We start from the raw sequence: 24,338 nt of genomic DNA, 5'->3' as shown, positions 1-24,338 counted from the left end.
GTATCCACGTTGACCCCGAAACCGTATGTCGCCATCACGGCACGGGTGTGGGTCGAAGGTCCTGCGATTCGGTGGGACCTTCGACTCACCCGCGCGACCCCGGCACGCGGATGCTGGGGCCATGAGCATCAGCAGCGCACCCGGATCAGGGACGTCGAGCACGCCGGCACGCACCTTCAGCGATCTGACCGTCCGCCGGGCGGTCGAGTCGGAGTTCGCCTGGACGCCTGACGTCACCGCACCCGCCATCGGCGTCTCCGTCGACGGCGGCGTCGTCACGCTCACCGGGGAGGTGGGCACCCTCCATGAGCGCATCGCGGCGGTGGAGGCCGCCCAGCGGGTCGCCGGGGTCCGCACCGTCGCCGACGAGCTCCGGCTGCCCGAGCCGGGCGACGACCCGCACGGACACACCCTCGCCGCCGCGGTCGACGGCATCCTCGCCTGGACGGCGGGGGTCCCGCGGACGGGCATCCACGCCGACGTGCAGGGCCACCGCGTGGTCCTGACCGGCGAGGTCGAATGGGACGCGGAGCGGGTGGCCGCCAAGCGGGCCGTCGAACGCCTGCACGGCGTCCACGCGGTCGAGAGCCGCATCGAGCTCACCCGCCGACCGCAGGCCGACGACATCGCCGAGGAGATCCGCAACGCGCTGGTGCGCAACGCGATCCTCGACGCCGGCCGCATCACCGTCTCCGTCGACGCGGACGAGATCACCCTGACCGGCTCCGTCGGCTCCTGGACCGAGCACCAGCAGGCGCTGCGGACCGCCTGGTCGTCGCCGCACGTGCGGCAGGTGCACGACCTGCTGCGGGTCGAGCCGCGGGAGATCTGAGACCGTGGGCGGGAGGTTCTGATGCATCCCTCGAAGATGGTTCTGCCGCCGATCGTGTGCGGCGTGGACGGGTCCGAGCAGTCCCGCCGGGCGTTCCACGAGGCCGTGCGGCTCGCCCGCGCGCTCGAAACGCGCCTGGATGTGGTGATGGCGTGGCAGCCCTCCACCTCGATGTACGACGCGTACTTCCCCGATCCCGGGCGAGCGCCGAAGGTGGTGGCGTTCGAGATCCTGGAGGACATCGTGCGCGCCGAGTTCGGCGACGAGACGCCCGAGTGGGTGCGCGTGCTCGCGGCACCGGGACATCCGGGCAAGGTGCTGGTGGAGGCTTCGCACGACGCCGAACTGCTCGTCGTCGGAAGTCGCGGCCTGAGCGAGCTGGCGTCGCCGTTCCTCGGCTCGGTCAGCCTGTACTGCACCACGCAGGCGGGTTGCCCGGTGCTGGTCGTGCGCCCGGACAGGCAGACGCGGAAAGATCCGAAGGAGAAGGGCGAATGACCGACCGGACGATCGTGGGATGGGACGGCTCGCCGGAGGCGGACGTCGCACTCGAGTGGGCCGTCGAACGGGCCAAGGCCGAGCAGGACTCGATCGTTCTGGTGGACGTCGAGGATCTCGACGCGCTCGCACCGGGCCAGGTGGTCACCGAGGACGTGGTGGCCCAGCGGCACCTCGCGGCCGACGCCGCAGCGCAACGCGTGTCCGACGCGAACGGCGGGCTCCGGATCAGCACGCACGTGATGGCGGGCCTGCGACTCGACGAGCTGCTCCGCTTCTCCCGGGCCGACAATCTGGTCGTCGTCGGGACCGGGCGCCGGCACTGGCCGCACGTCCGCTACGACTGGTCGCTGGGGTCGCGGCTCGCGGCGCATGCCCGCGGCGCCGCGGCGATCGTGCCCGGGCTCCCGGAGACGGGACGGACGGCGGTCGTCGTGGGCGTCGACGGGTCGGAGGTGTCGCTGAAGGCCGCGCGATTCGCGTCACGGGAGGCCAGGAGGCTGGGCGGCGAGCTGCGCCTGGTGCACGCCTGGCTCGATCCACTGGTCGGGATTCCCGAAGTCCAGCAACCGGATCACCGTTTCACGATCGACCTCGAGGCCGAGCACGACATGATCCTGCGGTCCGTCGCCCGCACTGTGCGCGCGGCCAACCCCGACCTCCAGGTGACGGGCTCCCTCGTCCGGGACGACCCGAGGCATGCGATCCTGGCGCACCTCGACGACGCGGCTCTGCTCGTCGTCGGGACCGAGCAGGCTCGCGGGCTCGACCGGATGATGCTCGGCTCGGTGAGCCACGCGCTGATCCTGGCCATCCGGGTGCCGACGATCGTCGTCGCTCCCGAGTGCCTGATCTGAGCTGGAAGGCGGAGGAGCCATGTTCACCGATCGCCGCCAAGCCGGGCAGACCCTCGCGGAGCGCCTGCGCGATCTGCGCCACTCCGACGCCGTCGTCCTCGGGCTCCCCCGCGGCGGCGTCCCCGTCGCCGCCGTCGTGGCTGAGGAACTCGAACTGCCGCTCGATGTGATCGTGGTGCGCAAGCTCGGCATCCCCGACCAGCCCGAAGTCGCGATGGGGGCCATCGGCGAGGGCGGCGCGGAAGTGCTCGACCCGACGATGGTCGCCCGCGGCTGGCTCAGCGAGGAGGAGGTCGAAGCCGTCGAGCAGGCCGAGCGGCGCACGCTCGACCAGCGGCTGGCGCTGCTGCGCGAAGGCCGTGAGCGGATCGACCTGCGCGGACGGACCGCGATCATCGTCGACGACGGGATCGCGACGGGCGCGACGACCAAGGTCGCGTTGCTCGTCGCGCGGCAGCTCGGGGCGAGCGAGGTCGTCATCGCCGCGCCGGTCATCTCGCCCCGCGCGCTGGACGAGATCGAGGACGCGGACCGGGTCACGTGCGTGCTCCTGCCCGCCCGTTTCCAAGCGGTCGGGCAGTATTATCGCGACTTCGGGCAGACGGAGGACGCCGAGGTCGTGCGCCTGCTGCACGAAGCCTCGCTTCGCCCGCGTCGCTCGCGCCCCCGGCTGCCGGACACCTCGGACGAGGAGGCGATCGCGGATGTCCGCGCGATGGCGACGCCGCTGCTCTCCGACGCCGACCTCGACACGCTGGCCGAGCGGGCGGCGCGGGCGCGGTTGATCTGCATCGGAGAGGCGTCGCACGGGACACACGAGTTCTACGCCTGGCGCGCCGCCCTCACCAAGCGCCTGATCGAGCGCGGCGACATCCGCTGGATCGGGGTCGAGGGCGACTGGCCCGACTGCTTCCGCATCGACACGTGGGTGCGCGGGCGCAGCGAGCAATGGGAGGACGCACGGCAGCTGCTGTCGTCCTTCGAACGCTGGCCGCGCTGGATGTGGGCGAACACCGATGTCGCCGAGTTCCTGGACTGGCTGCACCGCTGGAATCTGACGCAGGAGCGCAGCCGCCGGGTCGGGTTCTACGGACTGGACGTGTACTCGCTGTGGGAGTCGCTGGAGGCCGTGATCGACTGGCTCGCCGCCAACTCGCCCGACGACGTTCCGACCGCTCTGCGCGCCTGGCGCTGCTTTGAGCCGTACGGGGAGGACCCGCAAGGCTACGCGTGGGCGACGCGGCTCGTCCCGATGTCGTGCGAGCCGGACGTGATCGCACTGCTCACCAGCGTGCGCGAGCACGCCGGCCGACTCGGCGCCGGCTTCGACGACGACGAGTCGCGCCTCGATGTGCTGCAGAACGCCCTGACCGCGGCGGACGCCGAGCACTACTACCGGATCATGCTGCAGGGCGACCGCGAGTCGTGGAACGTCCGCGACATCCACATGGCCGACACCGCCGACCGGCTCGCGGAGCGTGCGGGACCCGACGGCCGGGGTGTCGTCTGGGCCCACAACACCCACGTCGGAGACGCCCGCGGAACCACCATGGGCAACGAGGGGATGGTCAACATCGGCGAGCTCCTGCGCGAGCGCCACGGCCTCGACGACGTCTGCCTGATCGGCTTCGCGTCACGCGAGGGCACTGTGCTCGCCGCCCGCTCCTGGGGCTCGACGGAGACCGCGTTCCGGCTGCCCGCGGCCAAGGCCGGCAGCCACGAGGATCTGCTCGCCCGAGCGCTCCCCGGTGCGGCGGTCCTGATCTTCGCCGGAGCCGCTGGGACCGAGTGGCTGAGCCGCGAACGCGGCCACCGCGCCGTCGGTGTCGTGTACGACCCCCGGCGGGAGACGGGCAACTATGTGCCGACCGTCATGGGCCGCCGCTACGACGCGCTCCTCTGGATCCCGCAGACGACGGCGCTGACGCCGCTGACCCACGAGCCGCGGCCGGAGTCGCCCGAACTGGAGACGGAGCCGACGGGGTTCTGACCCGACGTCGGATGTCAGGCATTCCGCCGGTCCAGCACCCGGGCCTCCGCCTCGGCGACGCGCCCGATGGTCCGGAGGAAGCTGTCCGGGTTGAGCGAGATCGAGTCGATGCCGCTCGCGACGAGGAACTCGGCGAACTCGGGGTGGTCGCTCGGGCCCTGCCCGCAGAGGCCGACGTGGATTCCGGCCTGGTGCGCGCGGGCGATGGCCTCGGCGATCATCCACTCCACCGCGGGGTCGCGCTCGTCGAAGAGGGCGGCGAGCTGCGCGGAGTCCCGGTCCACGCCGAGGGTGAGCTGCGTGAGGTCGTTGGAGCCGATCGAGAAGCCGTCGAAACGGGTGGCGAACTCCCCCGCCCGGATCACGTTCGACGGGATCTCGCACATCATGTAGACCTTCAGGCCGTTCTCGCCGCGGACCAGGCCGTTCGCGGCCATCTCCTTCAGGACCAGGTCGGCCTCTCCCGGAGTGCGGCAGAACGGGACCATCACGATGATGTTCGCGAACCCGATCCGCTCCCGCGCGCGCTTGAGCGCCCGGCACTCCAACGCGAATGCCTCCCGGTACTTCGGATCGTAGTAGCGGGACGCGCCGCGGAACCCCAGCATCGGGTTCTCCTCCGGGCTCTCGAACGCGGCGCCACCGACGAGGTGGGCGTACTCGTTCGCCTTGAAGTCGCTCAGCCGCACGATCACGTCGTGCGGGTGGTACGGCGCCGCGAGCTTGGCGAGCCCGCGCGCGAGCGTCTCGACGAAGAACTCCTGCGGATCGTCGAACCCCGACGTCAGCGCACGGATGCGCCGGCGATCGTGCTCGTCGGCGACCCGCTCGGGATGCACGAGCGCCATCGGATGGACGGTGATCAGGTTGTTGACGATGAACTCCATGCGGGCCAGCCCCACACCGGCGGCGGGCAGGCGCCACCAGCGGAAGGCCGCCTCGGGACTCGCGACGTTGACCATGACCCTGGTACGCGTCGCGGCGACCTGGCGCAGGTCGATCTCGGTGCTCTCGAACCCCAGCACGCCGTCGTAGACGTGGCCGATGTCCCCCTCCGCGCAGGAGAGGGTGACCGCCTGGCCGTCGACGAGCGTCTCCGTCGCCGACCCGGTGCCCACGACCGCGGGGATGCCCAGCTCCCTGCTGACGATCGCGGCATGGCTCGTGGAGCCGCCGTGGTCCGTGATGATGCCGGAGGCGCGGGCCATGATCGACACCCAGTCGGGGTCGGTCATCTCGGCCACCAGGATCGCGCCGTCCGGGAAATCGGCCATCTGCGCCGTGTCGCGGACGACGCAGACCCGGCCCGTGGCGATCGAGTCGCCGATGGCGGCGCCCGACAGCAGCAGCTCGCCCGACTCGGTCAGGTGATGCTCGGTGAAACGCGCCGCACTCTTGACCGCCTGCACCGTCTCGGGCCGCGCCTGGACCAGGTACAAGTCGCCGGAGGCGCCGTCACGGGCCCACTCCATGTCCATCGGGCGCCCGTAGTGCTTCTCCACCAGTACGGCCCAGCGGGCGAGCTCCAGGATCTCGCGGTCGCTCAGCACGAATGCGCGCCGCTGCCTGGCGGGCGTGTCGACGATCCGGGTGCGCGCGGTCCCGCCCTGCTGGTAGACCATCTTGCGCGCTTTCGCGCCGAGGCTCCGCTCGATGATCGGCTCGACGTCGGGAACGTCCAGCAGCGGCTTGAAGACCAGGTAGCGGTCGGGGTCGACCTCGCCTTGCACCACCATCTCGCCGAGCCCCCAGGCCGCGCTGACGACGACGACCCGGGGAAGCCGGTGTCGGTGTCGATCGAGAACATGACGCCCGAGCCGCCGAGATCGGAGCGCACCATCCGCTGCACGCCGATCGAGAGGGCGATGTCGAGATGGTCGAAGCCCTTGATCTCCCGGTAGCTGATCGCGCGATCGGTGAAGAGGGAGGCATAGCAGCGCCGGCAGGCGGCCAGCAGCTCGCGCTCCCCGACCACGTTGAGGAAGGTCTCCTGGGCGCCCGCGAAGCTGGCCTCTGGCAGGTCCTCCGCGGTGGCGCTGCTGCGCACGGCCACCGCCGGCGCGCGCGATCCGGCCCGCTCGGCGAGCCGGCGATAGCTCGCGACGATCGCGTCGGCGATCCCGCTCGGGAACTCCCCCGCCAGGAACAGCTCGCGGAGCGCTTCGCCGGTCTCGCGCAGCGTCGCGGTCCTGGACCGGTACGCTTCCAGCCGCTCCCTCATCGCCTCCTCGATGCCGTTCGCCGCGACGAAGGCACGGTACGCGGAGGCGGTCGTCGCGAACCCGTCGGGGACGCGGATCCCCTCGTCCCTGAGCCCACGGATCATCTCGCCGAGCGACGCGTTCTTCCCCCGACCCGCGGCACGTCGCGCATCCCGACATCCTCGAACCAAACGACGTCGTCGTCCATGAGCCCGCCCTCTCGATGTCGCCGGCGCCCTCCCAGGACGAACCGGTCGGGCTCACGCTACGGCGGCGCCCGGGCCGGCTACAGGGACTTTCGGCCCGCTCGCGTCGGCAGCTCGGCCTCCAGCCGTTCGACATCGGCCCGGCCGCAGAGCTCCGACGCCGGCGTCGTCACCGCCGCGCTTCCGGCCGCGACGGCCGTGCGGAAGGCATCCTCGACGGATCGCCCCTGGGCCATCCGGAGCACGAAGCCTGCGAGGAAGCTGTCGCCGGCGCCGACGCTGCTGACCGCCTCGACAGCCGGGGCCGGAAGCCGGTATCCGCCCTCGCGTGAGGCGAGCAGCGCGCCGTCGGCGCCGAGGGTGAGCGCCACATACTCCGCGGCGCCTGCCGCGACGAGCTCGGCGGCGGCCGCGAACCGGCTCTCCTCGTCGTCGAGCTCCGCACCGACGTGGGCTTGGAGCTCTCGGAGGCTCGGAGCGACCAGGAACGTCCCCTCGGCGAGCGCGGCGGCCAGCCCGGGTCCCGTCGAGTCGACGACGCACCGCGCGCCGCCCTCCCTCGCCAGCACGACGACCCGGGCGTAGAAGTCGTCAGGGACCCCCGGCGGGAGACTGCCGCTGGCGACGACATAGCCTCCCGGCGAAACGGCGTCCGAGACGTAGTCGAGGCACTGGCGCCATTCGTCCTCGCTCAGCTCCGGGCCGTCGAGCACGAAGCGGTACTGCTTGCCGTCCGCGATGTCGTCGACCGTGAAGCTCTCCCGGGTGCTCCCCGGATCGGAACGACCATGCTGGGCAACCGCTCCGCTTCGACGAGGCGCCGGTAGGCCTCGCCGATCGGGCCGCCCGCGGTGAACACGGCCAGCGTGCGCCCGCCGAGACGGTGCACCACCCGCGACACGTTCACCCCTCCTCCGCCGGGAGCCAGCCGGCTCGTGCTGCAGCGGAGTTTGTGCTCCGCGACGACCTGAGGGGTCGACGTGCTGATGTCCAGGGCCGGGTTCACCGTCAGAGTCAGGACGGGCGCCGGCCGCTCGGGTGCGTTGCTCACGAGAGCAGGATAGGACGCGACGGCCGACTGTCCACGGGTCCTTCGACCCTGCCCGTGCAGCGTCGTCGAGGCTTGACTGCGCACATGACGATGCCCGTTTCCGAGCCCCGCCGGCGACGCTCGTGGATCCTCTGGCTCCTGTTCGCCTTCGCGTTGATCGGGATCGGGGTGACGGTCTTCCTCCCGGGCGCCCTGGGCCGGCAGACCGCGACGCTGACCTACACGGCGTTCGTGACCGACGTGCAGGCGCACAAAGTCGCCACCGCGACGATCGACGCCGACGGGACGGTCGACGGCACGCTGACGTCCGGCGCACAGTACACGAGCGTGATCCCGCTCCCGGTCGCCGGCCAGCCGGTCCTCGCCTCCCTGCGTTCGGCCGACGTCGCCGTGACCTTCGCGCCCGCGAGCCAGGGCTCGATCTGGTCGACGCTGGGGACGTGGCTGCTCATCCTGGGTCCGATCGTGCTGGTGTGGTGGTTCATGGCGCGGATGGCGAGACGCGCCGGCGCCTCCGGCGGGATCTTCGGTGTGACCAGGTCCTCGGCGAAGCTGTTCGAGCCGTCGGCGCGGACGACGACGTTCGCGGATGTCGCGGGCTACGAGGGTGTCAAGGCGGAGGTCTCGGAGATCGTGGACTTTCTGCGTCACCCCGAGCGCTATCGCCGGCTGGGCGCGGCCGCTCCGCGCGGCGTGCTGCTCGTGGGACCTCCCGGCACCGGCAAGACGCTGCTCGCTCGCGCCGTCGCCGGGGAAGCACAGGTCAGCTTCTTCTCGGTCGACGGCTCGAGCTTCGTCGAGATGTTCGTCGGCGTCGGCGCCTCCCGCGTGCGGGACCTCTTCCAGACGGTGCGCTCGAGTGCGCCGGCCATCCTCTTCATCGACGAGATCGACGCGATCGGGCAGCGACGTTCTGGCGCGAACTCATACGCGTCCAACGACGAGCGCGAGCAGACGCTCAACCAGCTGCTCGCGGAGATGGACGGCTTCGAGACCTCGTCGGGCGTCGTCGTGCTCGCGGCCACCAACCGGCCGGACGTCCTCGACGCCGCGCTGCTGCGCCCCGGGCGGTTCGATCGGCACATCACCGTCCCGCTCCCGAACGTCGTCGAGCGGACGGCGATCCTGGAGGTGCACTGCCGGGACAAGCCCCTGGACCCCGCGCTCGACCTGGAGTCGGTCGCGCGCGGCACGCCGGGGTTCTCCGGCGCCGACCTCGCGAACCTGGCCAACGAGGCGGCGATCGAAGCCGTCCGCGCCGGGCGCGAGTCCATCGGCGGCCAGGACTTCCGGGCCGCGCGCGATCGGCTCATCCTGGGACGCCGGGAGAGCTCCAGCGTGCTGCTGGTGGAGGAGAAGCGGCAGGTCGCCGTGCACGAGAGCGGCCACGCCGTCGTCGCCGCGCTGAGCGAGCGCGCGGACCCCGTCGACAAGATCACCATCCTGCCCGCCGGCGACACGTTGGGCGCCACGGAGCAGCTCCCGCTCGCCGAGCACCACCTCCAGGGCGAGCGGGCCCTCCTCGACCGCCTCGCGGTGGCCCTCGGCGGCCGGGCCGCCGAGCTGGTCGTCTTCGACGAGGCCTCGACGGGCGCGGCCTCCGACCTCGCCGCCGCCACGGCGCTCGCCACCCGCATGGTCCGGGACTTCGGGCTTTCGCCGGCGCTCGGCCCGGTCGGCTATCCGACCGGGGAGGACGCCGCCGAGAGCGGCGCCACGCTCAACCGCCCGTACTCGGAGGAGACGCAGCGCGCGGTCGACACGGAGGTCGCACGTCTCGTCCGGGAGGCGGAGGCCAGGGCCGTCGACCTCCTCTCGCGCAACCGCGGCGCTCTCGACGAGCTGGTGGATCGCCTGTTCGAGGCCGAGACGCTCGACGGCGCCGTGGTCTACGAGCTGCTCGGCCGACCGGCGCCGGAAGGCGTCCCCGAGCTGGGCGTGCAGCTCAGCCCCGCCGGCGACCGGCGCGCGCTGCCCGGCGCCGTGCCCTCCACCGCATCAGTTCGTCCGCGGCCCACACGATGACGGGACAGGGGATCAGCAGGGCGATCACCCAGCCGGGAAGCGGTGCGGTCCCGAAGACGCGCTGCAACGGCGGCAGCAGGCACAGCGCCACGACGAAGAGCAGCTCCGCGCCGATCGCCGCCAGCAGCGGACGATTGCTGAAGACGCCGAGAGCCAGGAGCGACGCACGCTCGGTGCGGGCCGCGAACGCGGTCCCCACCTGGCACGCGACGATGGTCGCGAACGTCGCGGTGGTCGCCTGCAGATAGACCGTGTGCAGCGGGTCCCCCTGGCCGACGGGCGCCCCTGGATACCAGCCGCCGGCCGCCAGCACCGCGAAGAAGATCGCCATCGCGAGCGCGGCCGAGATGCTCCCCATGAGCGCCCAGGCCCGGAACAGGAGTCGACGCGTGATGAGCGGCTCCGAGCGCGGGCGCGGGCGCCGCGACATCAGATCGGGCTCGCCGCGCTCCCTGCCCAGCGCGAGGGCGGGGAGGATCTCCGTCCCGAGGTCGATCGCGAGGATCTGCAGGACGGTGAGGGGCAGCGGGATGAGGCCGCCGGACAGCGCGAATACCGCGAACGGGACGACCTCCGGCACGGCGTGGACGAAGATGTAGAGCACGAACTTGCGCAGGTTGTCGTACGCGCGCCGGCCTTCGCGCACGGCGGTGACGATGGTCGCGAAGTTGTCGTCGGTGAGGATCATCGTGGCGGCCTCCCTCGCCACGTCGGTGCCCGACCGACCCATCGCGACCCCGATGTCCGCACGGTGCAGAGCGGGCGCGTCGTTGACCCCGTCTCCGGTCATCGCCACGACCTGGCCCCCGTGCTGGAGCGCCTCGGCGATGCGCAGCTTCCCTCCGGAGTGCTGCGGGAGAAGACGATCTCCCCGGCTGGGCGAGGAAGCGGTCCAGCTCGGGCTCGGACAGCGCGTCGGCCTCGGCGCCGCCGATCACCCGGTCGGCGCCGATGCCGACCTGTCTCGCGATCTCGGCCGCCGTCCTCCCGTTGTCGCCCGTCACCACGTGGATGGTGATCCCCGCGCTGTGACAGGCCTCGACCGACGCCGCGACCTCCGGGCGCGGAGGATCGAGGAGGGCGACCAGCCCGAGCAGGCACAGCTCCGACTCCGCGGAGTCGGCATCGGACGGCACGTCCGCCGTGTCACGGGCGGCGAGCGCGAGAACGCGCAGACCGCGTCGCGCGAACTCCTCGACCGCCGCCGACGCCGTCGAACGCAGCTCCGTCGACATCGGCTCGTCGCCGCCGGGGCGGTTGATCGTCGCGCAGAGCGGAAGCAGCCCTTCCGGCGCCCCCTTGACGGAGACCATCAGAGCGCCGTCGCGGCGGCTCACCACGCTCATCCGCTTGCGTTCCGGATCGAACGGGTACGTGGCGACCCGCGAAGCCGTCTCGACCCCCGCCTCCGAGGCGGCCGCGCGCAGCGCCTCCTCCATCGGGTCGGTGGTCCGCTCCAACTGGTTGCAGTCGGCCATCACCTGGAGCAGACGCGTGAGGTCGCCGCCGCCCTCCACCGGATCGTGGACGCCGTCGACGGTCCACAGCCGGTAGACCGTCATCGCGTTGCGGGTGAGCGTCCCGGTCTTGTCGGTGCAGATCACGGTCGTCGACCCGAGCGTCTCGACGGCGGACAGCTGCTTCACCAGCGCCCCTCTCCGGGCGAGGACACGCACCCCGACGGCGAGCGCGAGCGTGATCGTGGGGAGCAGCCCCTCCGGGACGTTCGCGACCAGCAGCCCGATCGCGAAGACCGCCGCGTCGGGGACGGTGAGCCCGGCGAACAGCCCGAGCGGGAGGAACAGCGCCCCGACGCCGACCGCGACGCCCGCGATGAGCCAGGTCGAGCGCCGGACCTGACGCTCCAGCGGGCTGGCGGCGGGCGAGCCGCGCCGGGACAGCACGGCGATGCGGCCCAGCTCGGTCGCCGCGCCCGTCGCGAAGACGACGGCCGTCGCATCGCCCGACGTGCATTCGGCCCCGGAGAACACCGCGTCGGGCGCATCGACCAGCCGGTCCGCGGTGTCGACGCCGCCGGCCGATCTGACCACCGGCACCGACTCGCCGGTCAGCGCCGAGAGATCCACCTCGACACTGCCGTCGATCAGCCGCGCGTCCGCCGAGACCCGGTCGCCCTCCGACACCACGAGCACGTCGCCGGTGACCAGGTCGACCGCCGGGACTGTGGTGGGGGCGCCGTCGCGCAGGACGCGCGCCTGCAACGGCAGGTAGCGCGCCAGGGCCTCCACCGCTCTCTCCGCCTGACGCTCCTGAAGGAACGCCACCGCAGCGTTGATCACGATCACCACGACGATCGCCCAGCTCAGCACCGCCGTGCCGGAGACGTAGGCCAGCACCGCGGCCATCCAGAGCAGCAGGGCGAGCGGGTGCGAGAACTGGCGCAGGATCTGACGCGGCCAGCCCGCACGTCGCGCGACAGGCAGCGCATTGGGTCCCTGGACCGCCAGGCGTCTCGCCGCCTCCCGGCTGCCGAGGCCCTCCGTGCTCGACCGGAGGTCCCTCAAGAGGAGTCCGACCGGCTCGCGCGTCGGCCGTTCCTCCTGCGTCGGTCGCTCCTCCTGCACAGAACACCCCTTCGCCGTCAGCCGAGACCCATCGAGCCAGGACAGCGCCCGCGCCCACAGGGGCTTAAGGCCCACCCGACGGGCGAGGCGAGCGCTATCGTGCAGGAGCCGACGACGGCGACGGATCGGAGGACACCGGAATGGGACCGCTGCTCCAGCACCCGGTGACCTCGGCGGTCCTCGACATGGACGGGGTCGTCACCGACACCAGGGAGCTCCATCTGACGGCCTGGACGCTGTTGTTCGGCGCCGAACTCGACGGGATCGCACCGGGCGGCGGACCGTTCACCCCGATCGACTACGAACTCTACGTCGACGGGAGGAGCAGGGAGGACGGCATCCGGACCCTGCTCGCCTCTCGCGGCGTCGGGCCCGAGCGCCTGACGGCCGCGCTCGTGGAGCGGCTCGCGCAGCGCAAGCAGCAGCTGTTCGAAGAGCAGCTCCGCGTGCACGGCGCTGCGGTGCTGCCCGGCGCGCTGCCGTTCCTTCGGGCGCTCCGCCTCGCCGGCGTCCGCGTGGCGCTGGCCACGGCCAGCAGGAACGCCCGGCTCGTGCTCAGCGGGACCGGGGCGCTCTCCCTGTTCGACGCGGTCGTCGACGGGACCGACGCCGCGGCGCTCGGGCTGCCCTCCAAACCCGATCCCGCGCTCTTCCGCGAAGCCTGCCGGCGGCTCGGGGCCCGGCCCGCGGACGCCCTGCTGGTGGAGGACTCCGAGTCGGGTGTCGCGGCTGCGGCTGCGGGCGGCTTCGGCCTCGTCGTCGGGATCGCCGAGGGACCCCGCCGTGCGGCCGCGCTGCGCCGCGCGGATGCCGACATCGTCGTGCCGGGCCTCGACGCCCTCGGCGTGCGGGGAGCCGGGCTGATCGAGCCCACCGACGACGCGGAGCACTGGGTGCTCCGCTTCGACGGCTACGATCCGGCGGCGGAGAGAACCCGCGAGAGCCTGTGCACGGTGGCGAACGGGTACTGGGGAACGCGGGGCGCCGCCGAAGAAGCGGTGCTGGGCGGCCACCACTCCCCCGGGACCTATCTCGCCGGCGTCTACGACACGGTGGACGACGGCGGTGTTCCGGCCGAGGAGATCGTCAACGCGCCCGATTGGCTGCGGTTGACGTTCCGGCCGCCAGGCGCAGAGCCGCTGGGCGCCGATCGCGACGAGCTGCTCGAGTACCGGCAGGAGCTCGACCTCCGTCAGGGCGTCCTCCGCCGTGTGCTCACCGTCCGGGACGACGCGGGACGGGAGACCACCTTGCGTTTCCGCCGGTTCCTCTCGCAGGCGGACCCCCGGCTCGCCGTCCTGCAGGCGACGATCGTGGCCCGCAACTGGTCGGGGCCCGTCACCGTCCGGAGCGGGATCGACGCAGCGGTGCGCAACACCACCACCGACACTGCCACCGTGGGCACCGCGCGGAGCCGGCGGCATCTGGCGCTCCGATCGCACCGCGAGCTGTCAGAGGACACGCTCCTGGTCGACACCGAGACGCGCACCTCAGGCGTCCGGATCGCACTGGCGCAACGCACCCGGACCTATCGCGGCGGCGTGCTGCTGCCGACGGCGCCGACCTACGCCGAGCAGCGCGGTCTCGCCTTCCACGAGTTCACGGTCGACCTGGACGAGGGCGAGCCCGTGGTGGTCGAGAAGGTCGTCGGCGTCAGCACCTCGCGCGACCGCGCGACCGGCCGGCCCGAGGCGGCCGCCGCGGACAGGGTCGCGCGCGCACCGCGGTTCTCCGAGCTGCTCGTCGACCATGCCCGGCGCTGGGAAGGGCTCTGGTCCGCGTTCGCCGTCGACGTCCAGCCGCCGGGCGACCACAGTCTCGCCGTCAACGTCAACATCTTCCACGTCCTGCAGACCCTGGCGCGGGCGGACGCCGACCTCGACGCGGGGGTGCCGGCGCGCGGGCTCCACGGCGAAGCGTACGGCGGCCATGTGTTCTGGGACGAGCTCTTCGTGTATCCCCTGCTCACCCTTCGCCGCCCGGCGTTGAGCCGCGCGCTGCTCGCCTACCGCCACCGGCGTCTGCCGCAGGCGCTGCGCGCGGCCGCGGAGGCGGGCCTGGCCGGAGCGATGTTCCCGTGGCAGAGCGCGACGACCGGAGAGGACGTCACTCCCGATCGTCTGCTGAACCCGCTCACCGGACGCTGGATCCCCGACCATTCGCGCCTGCAGCGGCACGTCGGGCTGGCGATCGCGTACAGCGCGTGGCAGTTCTACCAGACGACCGGCGACGCCGAATACCTCGCAGAGGAGGGCGCGGACCTCATCGTCGGCATCGCCCGCTTCTTCGCGTCGCTCGCCCACTGGGACGAGGCCTGCGGCCGGTACTCGATCCGGGGCGTGATGGGCCCGGACGAGTTCCACGACGGTCCCCCCGACCGGCCCGGCGCAGGACTCACGGACAACGTCTACACCAACGTCATGACCGCCTGGGTGCTGCTGCGCGCGGCCGACACGGTCCGGCTGATCGCGAGTCGGCCCGACTCGGACGCCGCGGACGCCCTCTCGGTGTCGGACGACGAGCTCGCCCACTGGGCGCACGTGGCGCAGCACTTGCGCATCGTCTTCAACGCCGACGGGACGCTGTCGCAGTTCGACGGCTACGACGACCTCGCGCCGATCGACCTCGACCGCTATCGCCAGCGCTATCCGACCTCCGGGCGGCTCGACCTGGTCCTGAACGCGGAAGGGGACACGACGAACCGGTACCAGGTGTCCAAGCAGCCGGACTCGCTCATGCTGCTCTACCTGCTCTCCGCCGAGGAGCTGCGCGAACTCCTCGAGAACATGGGCTACCCGCTCGACGCGGACGCCATCGTCCGCACCGTCGAGCGCTACTCCCGGTCCTCGACGTACGGGTCCACCCTCTCCAACGTCGTCCACTCCTGGTTGGAGGCACGGCGCGACCGCACCCGCTCCTGGCAGTTCCTGGAACGCACCGTCCAGAGCGACCTGGCCGACATCCAGGGAGGCACCACCCGGAACGGCATCCACCTGGCGGCCATGGCGGGGTCGGTCGACCTGCTCGTGCGCTGCTACGCCGGCCTCGAGACACGCGCGGACACGTTGTGGTTCCATCCGCTGCTCCCGGCGGAGCTCGAGTCGTTGCATTTCACGATCGTCTACCGCTCGCAGCGGATCGCCGTGTCCATCGCCCACAGCTCGATCCGTCTCGAGTCCTCCGCCGGCGACGCCGAGCCCGTCCGCGTGAGCGTCGAGGGACGGGCCGTGCTGCTGCACACCGGGGAGACGCGCGACTTCGAATTGTGATCCGGCCGGGAAGCGGACCAGGGACCTACGGCCCTATGACCCGCGGTCGGCGCGGTCGATCCTGAACCTGGGGCGCACGGCGCGCCGGTTGCGAAGGGGAACTCCGAAATGGACATTCATTCACGCGCTCTGCGGCTCACCCGCGCGGCAGTGCTGGCAGGCGCCGTCATCCTGACCCTCGGCGCGTCGGCCGCATCGCCGCCGCTGCAGACGGCCGACGGAATGGGACCGCACTTCTACAGCGGCGTCACGGTCGACGTCTCTGGCACCGTCGACGGCGACGTCTACGCCGCCGGGCAGAACGTCACCGTCAGCGGCGACGTCACCGGCGACGTCATCGCGGCGGCCCAGACGATCACCATCAGCGGCCACGTCGACGGGAACGTACGGCTTGCCGGGCAGGCCGTCACGATCACCGGCGATGTCGCCCGCAGCGGCACGATCTTCGCCTCCGATCTCCTCGTCGACGGCAACGGGTCCGTCGGGAACGACCTCGTCGCGACGGCCGGTTCCGCCCGCATCGCAGGCACCGTGGGCAGGGACCTCCTGGTCAGCGTCAGCGACCTCCGGATCGATGGGACGGTCGGCGGCGATGTGACCTACGCCAGTTCGACAACGGCGCACATCGCCGACGGAGCGGTCGCCGGCACCGTGAAGCATGTCCAGACCCAGCAGACGTCGACCGTCCAGATCTCCCCGTGGGCCGCAGTACTGGGCTGGTTCCTGGGCTTCCTGTACGCCCTCGTCGCGTTCAGCCTGCTCACCCTCGCCGCCGGTCTGCTCGTCCCCCGCATGCTTCAGCGCGTCACCGACCGGCTCCTGCCGTCGCCGTGGCGGGCGCTCCTGGTGGGCTTCGTCGCCGCGGTCGTCGTCCCGATCGGGCTCCTGTTCCTGCTCGTGACGATCGTCGGCGCCCCTCTCGCGCTCGCCGCCCTGCTGATCTGGGTCGTGCTGACGCTCGCGACGTTCCTGGTCGGCGCCCACTACCTCGGGCGCCTGGTGCTGCGCCGCTCCCACCCGGTGCTCCAGTCGTTCGTCGGCGGGCTGATCCTGCTCGTGGGGCTGCAGATCCCGCTGCTCAACATCCTGGTCTGGCTGGCGATGGTGTTCTTCGGACTCGGCGCCGAACTGCTGGAGCTGTACCGGCAGCGGCCCTGGAGCGTGGGGACCACGACCCCTCCGGCGTCACCCGCGACGGCGCCGCCGGAAGCGCAACCGATCCTCACGAGCGAGCCGCCTCGGCAGTAGCGGAATGGAGAGAGGAGCCCGGTGTGTCGATCGCCGACGCGGCCGTCGAAGTCCGCGGCCTCCCGGGTCCCTCACCAGTCGTCGCGTCCGTCCGACCCGCTCGGCACGACGAACGAGTACTCCTTCGGCGTGACCAGCACCGGGCACGGGAGATTCAGCAGCACATCGTGGCTGACCGAGCCGAGCAGTGAGGAGGCGAAGCGGCCACGCCCGCGCGTCCCCACGACGATGGCGACGGCTCCCGTGCCCTGCTCGATGAGCGCCTGCGCCGGGTTCTTCCGCACCAGGATCGGGGTGATCGGCGCCGCCCGGGCGATCGGGACGTCCGCGACGGCCTCCGGGATCACCGCCTGCTCGCGCTTCAGGAAGGCCGGGTCGGCGTGCTCGCCGGACTCGATGGCCGAGTGGAGGGCCTCCGGCACGTCCCAGGCGTGCACCGCCTCGACCTGCGCGCCCGACCAGCTCGCCTCGGTCACCGCGAGCGCCAGAGCGGAGCGTGCGAACGCGGAACGGTCGACGCCGACGACCACCACGTTCCGCTCCGGGCGCGGCGACGCCGGAATCACAGCGACGACGCAATCGGCCTTCGCCGCGAGCTTCAAGGGGAGGGTGCCGATCCGCGCTCCACTCAGCAGCGGCCCCTTGTCGGTCCCCACCACCAGCAGAGCGGCGCCCGCCGCCGCACCGAGAAGCGCGCTCGCCGGTGGGCCTTCGGCCCAGCGGACCTGCACCGTCACGTCCGGCGCGAGCGCGTGGACATGGTTCCTCGCCTGCTTCAGCCCGGTCTCGACCGTGGTCTCCAGGTCGAACCGCGGGCCGAAGACGGCCCCACCGAGGCGCGTGTCGATCGCGTGCACCACCTCCAGCGCGCCTCCGCGCTCGACGACCCGGTCGACTGCCCAGTCGAGGGCCCGCCACGCCGACGGCGAGCCGTCGAATCCGACCACCGTGCGCCCGTCGGTCGCCATCGTCACCAGTCCCCCTCCATCCGACCGGTCAGAGTGTGCAGGTTCACCCGGAACACCACCGCGGCTGCGGACGGCCGGCCGACCTGGGCCTGCGCCTCGGGGAGCCGCGGGATGTCGAGCGTGCGCATCATTCCCAGCTCGGCCCCTTGGTGACCGTCGGTCGCGGCGGACACCAGCGGTCGGAAGCGATCGACCAGGAGCTGCACGGCCGTCTTGGCCTCCGCGCCGACGAGCTGCTCGAACCGTCCCCACCCGATCACGCTGCGCCAACGATCGATGTGGTCCAGCTCGTCCACTTCGAAGCAGACTTCCGGCTGCGTCCGCAGCGCCTCCACCTTCCTGCCCTGCGCGCTGTGGCAGTACACGGCGCCGTCGCGATAGGCGTAGGAGATCGGGACGACATACGGCTGTCCTTCGGAGATCATCCCGAGGCGGCCGACCAGGCGGCTGCCCAGCAGGTCGTCGATCTCCTCGCGCGTCATCTGGTCGGGCATGGGTGACTCCTCACGTCGATCGGCTCGATGTCGAGCCTGCCTGCAGTCGGTGCCCCTCTGCCAGGACCTTCGACCCTTGCCGTGCCGGAGGCGCGGGCGGTCCAATGGCCCCATGAGAAACCACTACGAAGCGTCCCGGATGGGGATGCACGACGTGCCGACCGCCGGACGCGTCCTCGTCGTCGCGGTCGTCGCCTGGAGTCTCGCCTGGAAGGGCGCATCCCTCTGGCGTGCAGCCAGGAACGGCAGCAAGCCCTGGTTCGTCACGCTGCTGCTCACCAACACGCTCGGCGTCCTCGACGCCGTCTACCTGTTCGGGGTGGATCGCCGTTTCGGCAGGAAGGAGCTCGAGGAGCTGGAGGAGCTCGCGATCCTGGAGGCCACCGGCGAGCCCGAGCAGGAGGGCCACCCGCAGGAGACGTGAACCGCACAGCAGACAGAGCGGCGGGAACAGTGGCGAAGGCGGCTGACCCATGCTGTCGGTCTCGCACCTCCTCCGGGGGCGTGTCCTCGCCGGACTGACGCTCCGCACGCTCCCGCGCGAGCTGCTGGCCGGGGTGACGCTGCTGGCGATCTCCGTCCCGGTGAACCTGGGCTACGCCCAGATCGCAGGGTTGCCGCCGGCCACGGGGCTGTACGCGTTGATCGTCCCGGCGGTCGTCTACGCCCTCATCGTCTCGTCGCGCCAGCTCGTGGCGTCGCCCGACGCGGCGGCGTCGGCGCTGGTCGCGTCTTCGCTGGGCGGGATGGCGGTCGCCGGCTCGAAGGACTACCTCGCGCTGGCCTTCGCCCAGGCCATCATCGGCGGCGTCGTCTTCGTGCTCTGCGCGGTCTTCAACCTGGGCTTCCTCGCCGACTTCCTCTCCAAGCCGATCCTGATCGGCTTCGTGAGCGGTCTCGCCCTGGACATCCTCGTCAGCCAGCTCGCGACGATGCTCGGGGTGCGGATCACCAGCAGCGCGGAGTTCATCACCAGAGTGTCCGAGCTCGTCGCCGGGCTGGGCGGGGCCAACGGCTGGGCGATCGCCATCTCGGCCGGGTCGCTGGTCGTGCTCCTCCTCGGACGGCGGTTCGCCCCGCTCGTGCCCTGGGCGCTCATCGTGCTCGTGGCCTCCACCTCCGTGGTGGCGTTCGCCGGGATGGAGAGCCTCGGCGTCCGCACCCTGGGTCCGGTCGAACGCGGTGCACCGACGTTCGCCTGGCCCGTCATCGAATGGTCCCAGTGGCTCGCACTCGTGCCGTCCGCGCTGTCGCTGACGATGGTCGCGATGAGCGAAGGGCTGCTGGTCTCCCGCGCCTTCGGCGAGCGCCGCGGCTACCGGGTGAATCCGGACCGGGACCTGCTGGCGTTCGGCGCGGCGAACATCGCGTCCGGCCTGACCGGCGGCTTCACGATCGGGTCGTCGACCTCCCGCACCGCGGCGATGGACCACGCGGGCTCACGCAGCCAGCTCCCCGCACTGGTGACGGCGGCCGGCACGCTGCTGCTGATCGTCTTCGGGACGGCCCTTCTCGAACACATCCCTTCGCCGACCATCGGCGCCATCGTCGCCGTCGCCGTGCTCCCGCTGCTGGACGTCGGCGAGTTCGTCTCGCTCTGGCGGCTGTCGCGGTTCGAGTTCGCGATCGCGGTCGCCTGCTTCCTCGCCGCGCTGCTGATCGGGCCGGTCGCGGGCATCGTCATCGCCGTGGTCCTCGCCCTCGTCAACCTCGCCCGCCGCGCGGCGAACCCGGCGATCGACGTGCTGAGCACCACAGGCTCCCCCGAGCACTCCCTCCTGCCGGTCGAGGGCGAGGTGACCCAGACCGCTCCCGGCCTGATCGTGCTGCGCTTCGCCGCACCGCTGTTCTTCGCCAACGCCGGGGTGTTCGAGGAGGCGGTGAAGACGGCGGTGACCGAGGCGGGACCCGACCCTCTCGAGCACATCGTGCTCGACCTCGAGGCGGTGACCGACATCGACGTCACCGCCGCCGAACGATTCCGCGCCGTCCAGGGCTGGCTGGGCGAACACGGGGTGCTGTTGCACTACTCGCGCGTGCGCCCCGACCTCGAACTGCGCCTCGAGCACTTCGGCCTGCTCGAGGACCGGACCCTCTACGGGACGAACCAGGCCGCGATCGACGCGCTCGCGCCCTGACGGCCGCAGGGCCGCCTCGAACCGGCGGGACCTTCGGCCCGCCCGCCGATCCGTTCGAGCATCACGCTGGTCCCGACCGAAGGAGAAACCGTGGACATCGTCGCGAGCGCGCCGGGCATTTATCTCGGCTGGGGTGGGTTCACCATCCAACTCGGCAACCTCATCGTCATCGTGGTCATGCTCGTGCTGTTCGCGCTGGCGCTGCTGCTGCCGTTCCCGAAGGCGAGGCGCCGGCGATGAGCACGCAGGAACGGCCGGCTCGACAGTCCGCCGAGCCGGCAGGCGAACCGCCGGCCGCCGGCCAGGACGAGGAGATCTACACCTGGACGGGCCGCGCGCGTCGCTGGCTGCTGAAGCGCCTCCCGCCGCAGAAGCTCCTGCCGCAGGACCAGCCCAGCTATGTCTCGTCGTGGATCTATGTGTTCGGGATGGCGTCGCTTGCCGCCCTCGCGGTGGTGATCCTCTCCGGCCTCGTGCTCAGCCTCAACGGGCCCGCCTGGTACCACTCCTCGGGCCTCGGGCACTTCACGAACAGCGTCCACCTGTGGAGCGTCGAGCTGTTCTTCCTGCTCATGGTCGTGCACCTGTGGGGCAAGTACTGGATGGCCGCGTGGCGCGGAGGCCGGGTGCTCACCTGGATCACGGGCGTGATCGCCTTCGCCGTGTCGATCGCGGCGGCGTTCACCGGCTACCTGCTGCAGACCAACTTCGATTCGCAGTGGATCGCCTTCGAGGGCAAGGACGCCCTCAACGCCGTCGGGATCGGCGCCTGGTTCAACGCCGCCGACCTCGGTCAGATGTTCACCTGGCACATCGTGCTTCTCCCGATCGGCGTCGGCGCGATCGTCGTGCTGCACGTCCTCCTGGTGCGCGTGCACGGCGTCGTTCCGCCGATCGACGCGACCGAGACGGACGACCAGGTCGTCCACTCCTACAACGAATCGGAGGGGCCGCGATGAAGCGCACACCCAGCATGACCTGGCGGCGCCACGACGATGTCGCCGGCCGGCCGTGGCACGGACGCGTCCGCGACTACGACCTCTTCAAGGAGGTCACCATCGGCTTCGTCGTGGTGGGCCTCCTGACGCTCGGGCTCGCCGCGGTGTTCGGCTCGCCGGACGAGCCGGGCGTGACCTTCGCCTCGTGGTCGGCGAGCGATCCCGTCGACTTCGCGTCGACCGCGACGGCCGAGCTCGGCGGCACCAGCGACACTGCGCAGTACGGACCGCCCTACAACGACACGCAGGGGGCCACGCAGACCCTCGGCCCGCTCGACCTGCAGAGCCTGTCGGGCGTGCGCCTCCCGATCGACACCGCGAAAGCCTTCGTCATCGGGCCGCTGCGAACGCTGCCGTCGGTACCGTCTGCGGTGTCGCGCTGGACCAACGCCTCCCCGGCGCAGCAGGCGAAGTGGACGGCCGCGTACGAGAAGGCGCTCGCAGCCGACAAGGGCAGCACGCTGCCGAGCCCGTCCTCCGGCGACTACGGCCCGGTGCCTGCGATCATCGCGTCGCTCAGCGGGATGGCGCGCAGCGGCGCTCTCGACGGCGCGCTCGCCAGCCAGAGCGGCTTCTACCCGCTGAACCACACGCCGGCGATCCTCTTCCTCGGCGACGGCCAGTACTTCCAGAACCTCGCGGCGGACCAGCACCTCACCGGGGACCAGTGGGGGATGATGAACGAGACCGGCAACACGCCGGGGCAGGCGTGGCTGTGGCTCTTCTCGCTCTTCTACCAGGTGGAGCCGTTCGCGTCGCTCCCGAACGCCGACCTGGTCGTCGTGCTGATCATGGGCGTCTTGACGGTCCTGCTCGCCCTGCTGCCGTTCATCCCGGGCCTGCGCACCATCCCGCGCTGGATCCCGCTGCACCGGGTCATCTGGCGGGACTACTACAAAGCGACCCGCCTCAGCGCCAGTACCGGGCAGAGCGCGACGGCGTCGTCCGCCGCGTCGAGTTCGTCGGCGCGCAGCGGCACGTCGGACCGGGAGCCTTCTTCACCCCGCAGCGAGACCGGGTAACCCCAGTCGTCGCGCGTGAGGGCGCGGTCGAGGATCTCAGTGCAGAGGCCTCGGCCGTCGCACCGTGTCCAGTCGATGTGGAGGGCGTGGTGGCTGCTCATCGAGCGGCTGCCCGCCGCACACAGCGGCCGTGGGCGTGCGAGCGCACGTCATGGTCGAAGACCGTGAGCGCGCTGCGCACGAGCCGCGCCGTCCCGTCGGGGTGGTGGCACGAGCCGCGACCGACGACGAGGCCGGTGATCCGGGCGAGGTCGGCGGCGTTCTCGGCGACGGCCTGACCGGAGGCGACGGCGGCGAAGCGGTCGGCCATCGTCGGGAGGCCGAACATGCAGGGGCCGCACTGCCCGGCCGACTGGCCGGCCAGGTACTTCACGATCCCGGCGGTCACGTCGAGCGCGCAGCGGTCGTCGCCCAGCACGTGGATGATCCCGGCGCCCGGTGCGGCGTCGAACGGCGCGAGGTCGAGGGCGGTCAGCGGGAGGTCGAAAGCCTGCGCCGGCACCCACGCGCCGTGGTAGCCGCCGATCAACGCGGCGGAGACCGTCGCGAAGTCGAGTTGCAGGGCGGCCAGGGTCTCGCGCACGGTGGCATCGGTGCGGATCTCGTAGACGCCCTGCTTCGGGACGTCGCCGGTGACGGTCACCAGGCGGGTGCCGGGGTCGACCGGATCGCCGACGGAACGGAACCAACGGGCGCCGTGGCGGGCGATCAGCGCGACGTGCGCGAGGGTCTCCACATTCTGGACGACGGTCGGCCGGCCGCGGAGACCCGAGGTCGTGAGGCGCTTGGTGCGGTCGACCGGGCGGGGGTCGTCGTTCTCGATCAGGTTGACCAGGGCGCCGGCCTCACCGGAGACGAAGCCGCCCGCGCCCTCCACGACCTCGATCCCGCGCGCGTCCTGCCGCTCGGCGATCGCGCGCTCCACCGCGCGGAGGGCGTCGCCCTCGGCCACGATGAGCACGTTCCGCGCGCCGATCGTCTTCGCAGCGGCGATCATGCCGTCGATCACGAGGTGGGGCGCATTACGCAGCAGCACGGCGTCCTTCGAGGACAGCGGCTCACCCTCCGTGCCGTTCGCGATGAGGATCGGGGCACGGCCGCGGCGCCGTCCGCCCGCGTCGAGGGCGGCCGACAGCTTCCGCCAGGCCGGGAAGGCGGCGCCGCCGCGGCCGGTCAGCCCGGAGGCTTCCAGCTCGGCGAGCATCGCGTCGGGGTTCCGCTTGGGCAGCTCGCCGTAGGCGCGCAGGTGCGCGTCGAGCGACGCTCTGTGCCCGGCGGCGAACAGCCGTCCGGCGTCCACGGCGCGCATCGAGCCTCCCGACGTGGTCGGTTCCATCGTCATCGTCATGCGTCGTCCCTCTTCCCTGAGTAGGGCAGTCCGGCGGCGAGGCGCCGCGTGTTCGAGTGCTCCACGAAGCGGGCCGACAACCGCCAGATCACGGCCGCGGCGACGAGGAGGGTGCACCCGGCGGTGATCAGCAGGAACCAGCCGCTGGTGCCGTTCGTCCCGTTGCCGATGCCGTGCAGGACGGCGATCGGCCACATCGCATAGGTGAACCAGTGCACGAAGCGGAAGGCGCGCTGGCCGATCCGCCTCCGCAGCAGGCCGGTGATGGTGATGGCGACGACCAGGTCGAACGCGACCGTTCCCAGGCCCTGCCAGAACGGCTTGAACGACCCCGCGAACGGCACGACGACGTCGAGCAGCGAGAGCTTGGCGTACGAGTCGAACATCAGCGTCCCCACGTGGAGCACGAGGAAGACGCACGCGAGCAGCGACACGTTGCGGTGGATCAGCGACACCGAGAACCGCGGCATCCCGGGCAGCGGACGCCCGGAGCGCGTGACGATGCCGAGCACCAGCGTCAGCGTGAACAGCAGCAGCGCGATGAGGCCGGACGCGCGGCCGAAGGCCCACAGCAGCTCACTCATCGTCGCTCCCCTCCGTCGGCCTTC

19 protein-coding genes and 2 pseudogenes are annotated in these 24,338 nt (G+C 71.7%); 11 read left to right on the top strand and 10 right to left on the bottom strand.

Features of this window, described 5'->3' with window-relative positions; genetic code table 11:
* The first annotated feature begins 121 nt into the window (after nt 1–121).
* The 4 genes from ACR5MH_RS19755 to ACR5MH_RS19740 are packed head-to-tail and all read left to right on the top strand — an operon-like array spanning nt 122 to nt 4,177.
* A complete protein-coding gene (locus ACR5MH_RS19755; RefSeq protein ID WP_431348744.1) occupies nt 122–832 on the top strand; it encodes a BON domain-containing protein in 711 nt (236 codons plus the stop codon).
* Between the two features lie 21 nt (nt 833–853).
* The gene (locus tag ACR5MH_RS19750; protein ID WP_433862084.1) at nt 854–1,330 is read left to right on the top strand and encodes a universal stress protein; all 477 of its coding nucleotides are present in this window, start codon (nt 854–856) and stop codon (nt 1,328–1,330) included.
* A complete protein-coding gene (locus ACR5MH_RS19745) occupies nt 1,327–2,187 on the top strand; it encodes a universal stress protein (protein WP_431348742.1) in 861 nt (286 codons plus the stop codon). The genes ACR5MH_RS19750 and ACR5MH_RS19745 overlap by 4 nt, the downstream gene beginning before the upstream one ends.
* A 19-nt stretch (nt 2,188–2,206) precedes the next feature.
* A complete protein-coding gene (locus tag ACR5MH_RS19740) occupies nt 2,207–4,177 on the top strand; it encodes an erythromycin esterase family protein (protein ID WP_433862083.1) in 1,971 nt (656 codons plus the stop codon).
* A gap of 14 nt (nt 4,178–4,191) precedes the next feature.
* Here the strand turns inward: ACR5MH_RS19740 and ppsA are convergent.
* The 3 genes and pseudogenes from ppsA to ACR5MH_RS19725 all read right to left on the bottom strand — a co-directional run bounded on the left by ppsA (nt 4,192) and on the right by ACR5MH_RS19725 (nt 7,635).
* Nucleotides 4,192–6,503 (bottom strand): annotated as a pseudogene (gene ppsA, locus ACR5MH_RS19735) (phosphoenolpyruvate synthase).
* A 161-nt stretch (nt 6,504–6,664) separates the two neighbouring features.
* Complete coding sequence (locus ACR5MH_RS19730; RefSeq protein WP_431348739.1) at nt 6,665–7,297, bottom strand: 1-phosphofructokinase family hexose kinase; 633 nt, start codon at nt 7,295–7,297, stop codon at nt 6,665–6,667.
* On the bottom strand, nt 7,276–7,635 hold the full coding sequence (locus ACR5MH_RS19725; protein WP_431348738.1) for a PfkB family carbohydrate kinase: 360 nt from the start codon (nt 7,633–7,635) through the stop codon (nt 7,276–7,278). Before ACR5MH_RS19725 ends, ACR5MH_RS19730 begins: the two co-directional genes overlap by 22 nt.
* A gap of 84 nt (nt 7,636–7,719) precedes the next feature.
* Here ACR5MH_RS19725 and ftsH point away from each other — a divergent pair, with 84 nt between their 5' ends.
* Nucleotides 7,720–9,660, top strand: a complete 1,941-nt coding sequence (ftsH, locus tag ACR5MH_RS19720) for an ATP-dependent zinc metalloprotease FtsH (RefSeq protein WP_431348737.1) — start codon at nt 7,720–7,722, stop codon at nt 9,658–9,660.
* Here ftsH and ACR5MH_RS19715 read toward each other — a convergent pair.
* Both ACR5MH_RS19715 and ACR5MH_RS19710 read right to left on the bottom strand, forming a co-directional pair.
* Complete coding sequence (locus ACR5MH_RS19715; protein ID WP_431348736.1) at nt 9,581–10,450, bottom strand: HAD-IC family P-type ATPase; 870 nt, start codon at nt 10,448–10,450, stop codon at nt 9,581–9,583. The two genes, ftsH and ACR5MH_RS19715, sit on opposite strands and share 80 nt — an antisense overlap.
* A 217-nt stretch (nt 10,451–10,667) precedes the next feature.
* Nucleotides 10,668–12,245 (bottom strand): annotated as a pseudogene (locus ACR5MH_RS19710) (cation-translocating P-type ATPase); the annotation flags it as partial.
* A gap of 140 nt (nt 12,246–12,385) precedes the next feature.
* Between ACR5MH_RS19710 and ACR5MH_RS19705 the strand changes: the two are divergent.
* Entirely contained in the window at nt 12,386–15,514 is a 3,129-nt protein-coding gene (locus ACR5MH_RS19705; protein ID WP_431348734.1) for an HAD-IA family hydrolase, read from the top strand.
* 108 nt (nt 15,515–15,622) lie between these two features.
* Nucleotides 15,623–16,762, top strand: a complete 1,140-nt coding sequence (locus ACR5MH_RS19700) for a hypothetical protein (protein WP_431348733.1) — start codon at nt 15,623–15,625, stop codon at nt 16,760–16,762.
* Nucleotides 16,763–16,833: 71 nt separating this feature from the next.
* On the opposite strand, the gene ACR5MH_RS19695 is transcribed toward ACR5MH_RS19700, so the two are convergent.
* Both ACR5MH_RS19695 and ACR5MH_RS19690 read right to left on the bottom strand, forming a co-directional pair.
* Nucleotides 16,834–17,730 carry a universal stress protein gene (locus tag ACR5MH_RS19695; protein WP_431349471.1) on the bottom strand — a complete coding sequence of 299 codons (897 nt, stop codon included), beginning with the start codon at nt 17,728–17,730 and terminating at the stop codon, nt 16,834–16,836.
* Nucleotides 17,731–17,732: 2 nt separating this feature from the next.
* Nucleotides 17,733–18,224 (bottom strand): pyridoxamine 5'-phosphate oxidase family protein, encoded by a 492-nt coding sequence (locus ACR5MH_RS19690; protein WP_431348732.1) that lies wholly within the window; start codon nt 18,222–18,224, stop codon nt 17,733–17,735.
* A gap of 112 nt (nt 18,225–18,336) precedes the next feature.
* Here ACR5MH_RS19690 and ACR5MH_RS19685 point away from each other — a divergent pair, with 112 nt between their 5' ends.
* The 4 genes from ACR5MH_RS19685 (at nt 18,337) to ACR5MH_RS19670 (ending at nt 21,321) form a co-directional block, all read left to right on the top strand.
* Entirely contained in the window at nt 18,337–18,648 is a 312-nt protein-coding gene (locus ACR5MH_RS19685; protein ID WP_431348731.1) for a DUF5652 family protein, read from the top strand.
* Between the two features lie 49 nt (nt 18,649–18,697).
* Nucleotides 18,698–20,362, top strand: a complete 1,665-nt coding sequence (locus ACR5MH_RS19680; protein ID WP_431348730.1) for a SulP family inorganic anion transporter — start codon at nt 18,698–18,700, stop codon at nt 20,360–20,362.
* Nucleotides 20,363–20,452: 90 nt separating this feature from the next.
* The gene (locus ACR5MH_RS19675) at nt 20,453–20,602 is read left to right on the top strand and encodes a hypothetical protein (protein ID WP_431348729.1); all 150 of its coding nucleotides are present in this window, start codon (nt 20,453–20,455) and stop codon (nt 20,600–20,602) included.
* On the top strand, nt 20,599–21,321 hold the full coding sequence (locus ACR5MH_RS19670) for a cytochrome b N-terminal domain-containing protein (RefSeq protein WP_431348728.1): 723 nt from the start codon (nt 20,599–20,601) through the stop codon (nt 21,319–21,321). Before ACR5MH_RS19675 ends, ACR5MH_RS19670 begins: the two co-directional genes overlap by 4 nt.
* A gap of 931 nt (nt 21,322–22,252) precedes the next feature.
* On the opposite strand, the gene ACR5MH_RS19665 is transcribed toward ACR5MH_RS19670, so the two are convergent.
* The 3 genes from ACR5MH_RS19665 to ACR5MH_RS19655 are packed head-to-tail and all read right to left on the bottom strand — an operon-like array spanning nt 22,253 to nt 24,314.
* Nucleotides 22,253–22,483 (bottom strand): ferredoxin, encoded by a 231-nt coding sequence (locus ACR5MH_RS19665; protein WP_431348727.1) that lies wholly within the window; start codon nt 22,481–22,483, stop codon nt 22,253–22,255.
* A complete protein-coding gene (locus ACR5MH_RS19660; protein WP_431348726.1) occupies nt 22,480–23,730 on the bottom strand; it encodes an NADH-ubiquinone oxidoreductase-F iron-sulfur binding region domain-containing protein in 1,251 nt (416 codons plus the stop codon). The genes ACR5MH_RS19665 and ACR5MH_RS19660 overlap by 4 nt, the downstream gene beginning before the upstream one ends.
* Entirely contained in the window at nt 23,727–24,314 is a 588-nt protein-coding gene (locus ACR5MH_RS19655) for a ferric reductase-like transmembrane domain-containing protein (RefSeq protein WP_431348725.1), read from the bottom strand. The genes ACR5MH_RS19660 and ACR5MH_RS19655 overlap by 4 nt, the downstream gene beginning before the upstream one ends.
* Nucleotides 24,315–24,338 lie beyond the last annotated feature (24 nt).

Source organism: Streptomyces sp. L7, assembly GCF_050990935.1.
GTDB lineage: Bacteria > Actinomycetota > Actinomycetes > Actinomycetales > Microbacteriaceae > Leifsonia.
Note: the sequence above shows the minus strand (reverse complement) of the source record. Positions and strands in the feature narration are given on the sequence as shown.

What these genes read in the sequence shown, in the direction of transcription:
- ACR5MH_RS19700 (WP_431348733.1), top strand. Translation starts at nt 15,623, where the DNA reads ATGGACATTCATTCACGCGCTCTGCGGCTCACCCGCGCGGCAGTGCTG.
- ACR5MH_RS19665 (WP_431348727.1), bottom strand. Translation starts at nt 22,483, where the DNA reads ATGAGCAGCCACCACGCCCTCCACATCGACTGGACACGGTGCGACGGC.
- ACR5MH_RS19685 (WP_431348731.1), top strand. Translation starts at nt 18,337, where the DNA reads ATGAGAAACCACTACGAAGCGTCCCGGATGGGGATGCACGACGTGCCG.
- ACR5MH_RS19670 (WP_431348728.1), top strand. Translation starts at nt 20,599, where the DNA reads ATGAGCACGCAGGAACGGCCGGCTCGACAGTCCGCCGAGCCGGCAGGC.
- ACR5MH_RS19695 (WP_431349471.1), bottom strand. Translation starts at nt 17,730, where the DNA reads ATGGCGACCGACGGGCGCACGGTGGTCGGATTCGACGGCTCGCCGTCG.
- ftsH (WP_431348737.1), top strand. Translation starts at nt 7,720, where the DNA reads ATGACGATGCCCGTTTCCGAGCCCCGCCGGCGACGCTCGTGGATCCTC.
- ACR5MH_RS19660 (WP_431348726.1), bottom strand. Translation starts at nt 23,730, where the DNA reads ATGACGATGACGATGGAACCGACCACGTCGGGAGGCTCGATGCGCGCC.
- ACR5MH_RS19680 (WP_431348730.1), top strand. Translation starts at nt 18,698, where the DNA reads ATGCTGTCGGTCTCGCACCTCCTCCGGGGGCGTGTCCTCGCCGGACTG.
- ACR5MH_RS19705 (WP_431348734.1), top strand. Translation starts at nt 12,386, where the DNA reads ATGGGACCGCTGCTCCAGCACCCGGTGACCTCGGCGGTCCTCGACATG.
- ACR5MH_RS19755 (WP_431348744.1), top strand. Translation starts at nt 122, where the DNA reads ATGAGCATCAGCAGCGCACCCGGATCAGGGACGTCGAGCACGCCGGCA.
- ACR5MH_RS19740 (WP_433862083.1), top strand. Translation starts at nt 2,207, where the DNA reads ATGTTCACCGATCGCCGCCAAGCCGGGCAGACCCTCGCGGAGCGCCTG.
- ACR5MH_RS19745 (WP_431348742.1), top strand. Translation starts at nt 1,327, where the DNA reads ATGACCGACCGGACGATCGTGGGATGGGACGGCTCGCCGGAGGCGGAC.
- ACR5MH_RS19690 (WP_431348732.1), bottom strand. Translation starts at nt 18,224, where the DNA reads ATGCCCGACCAGATGACGCGCGAGGAGATCGACGACCTGCTGGGCAGC.
- ACR5MH_RS19750 (WP_433862084.1), top strand. Translation starts at nt 854, where the DNA reads ATGCATCCCTCGAAGATGGTTCTGCCGCCGATCGTGTGCGGCGTGGAC.
- ACR5MH_RS19715 (WP_431348736.1), bottom strand. Translation starts at nt 10,450, where the DNA reads ATGACCGGAGACGGGGTCAACGACGCGCCCGCTCTGCACCGTGCGGAC.
- ACR5MH_RS19655 (WP_431348725.1), bottom strand. Translation starts at nt 24,314, where the DNA reads ATGAGTGAGCTGCTGTGGGCCTTCGGCCGCGCGTCCGGCCTCATCGCG.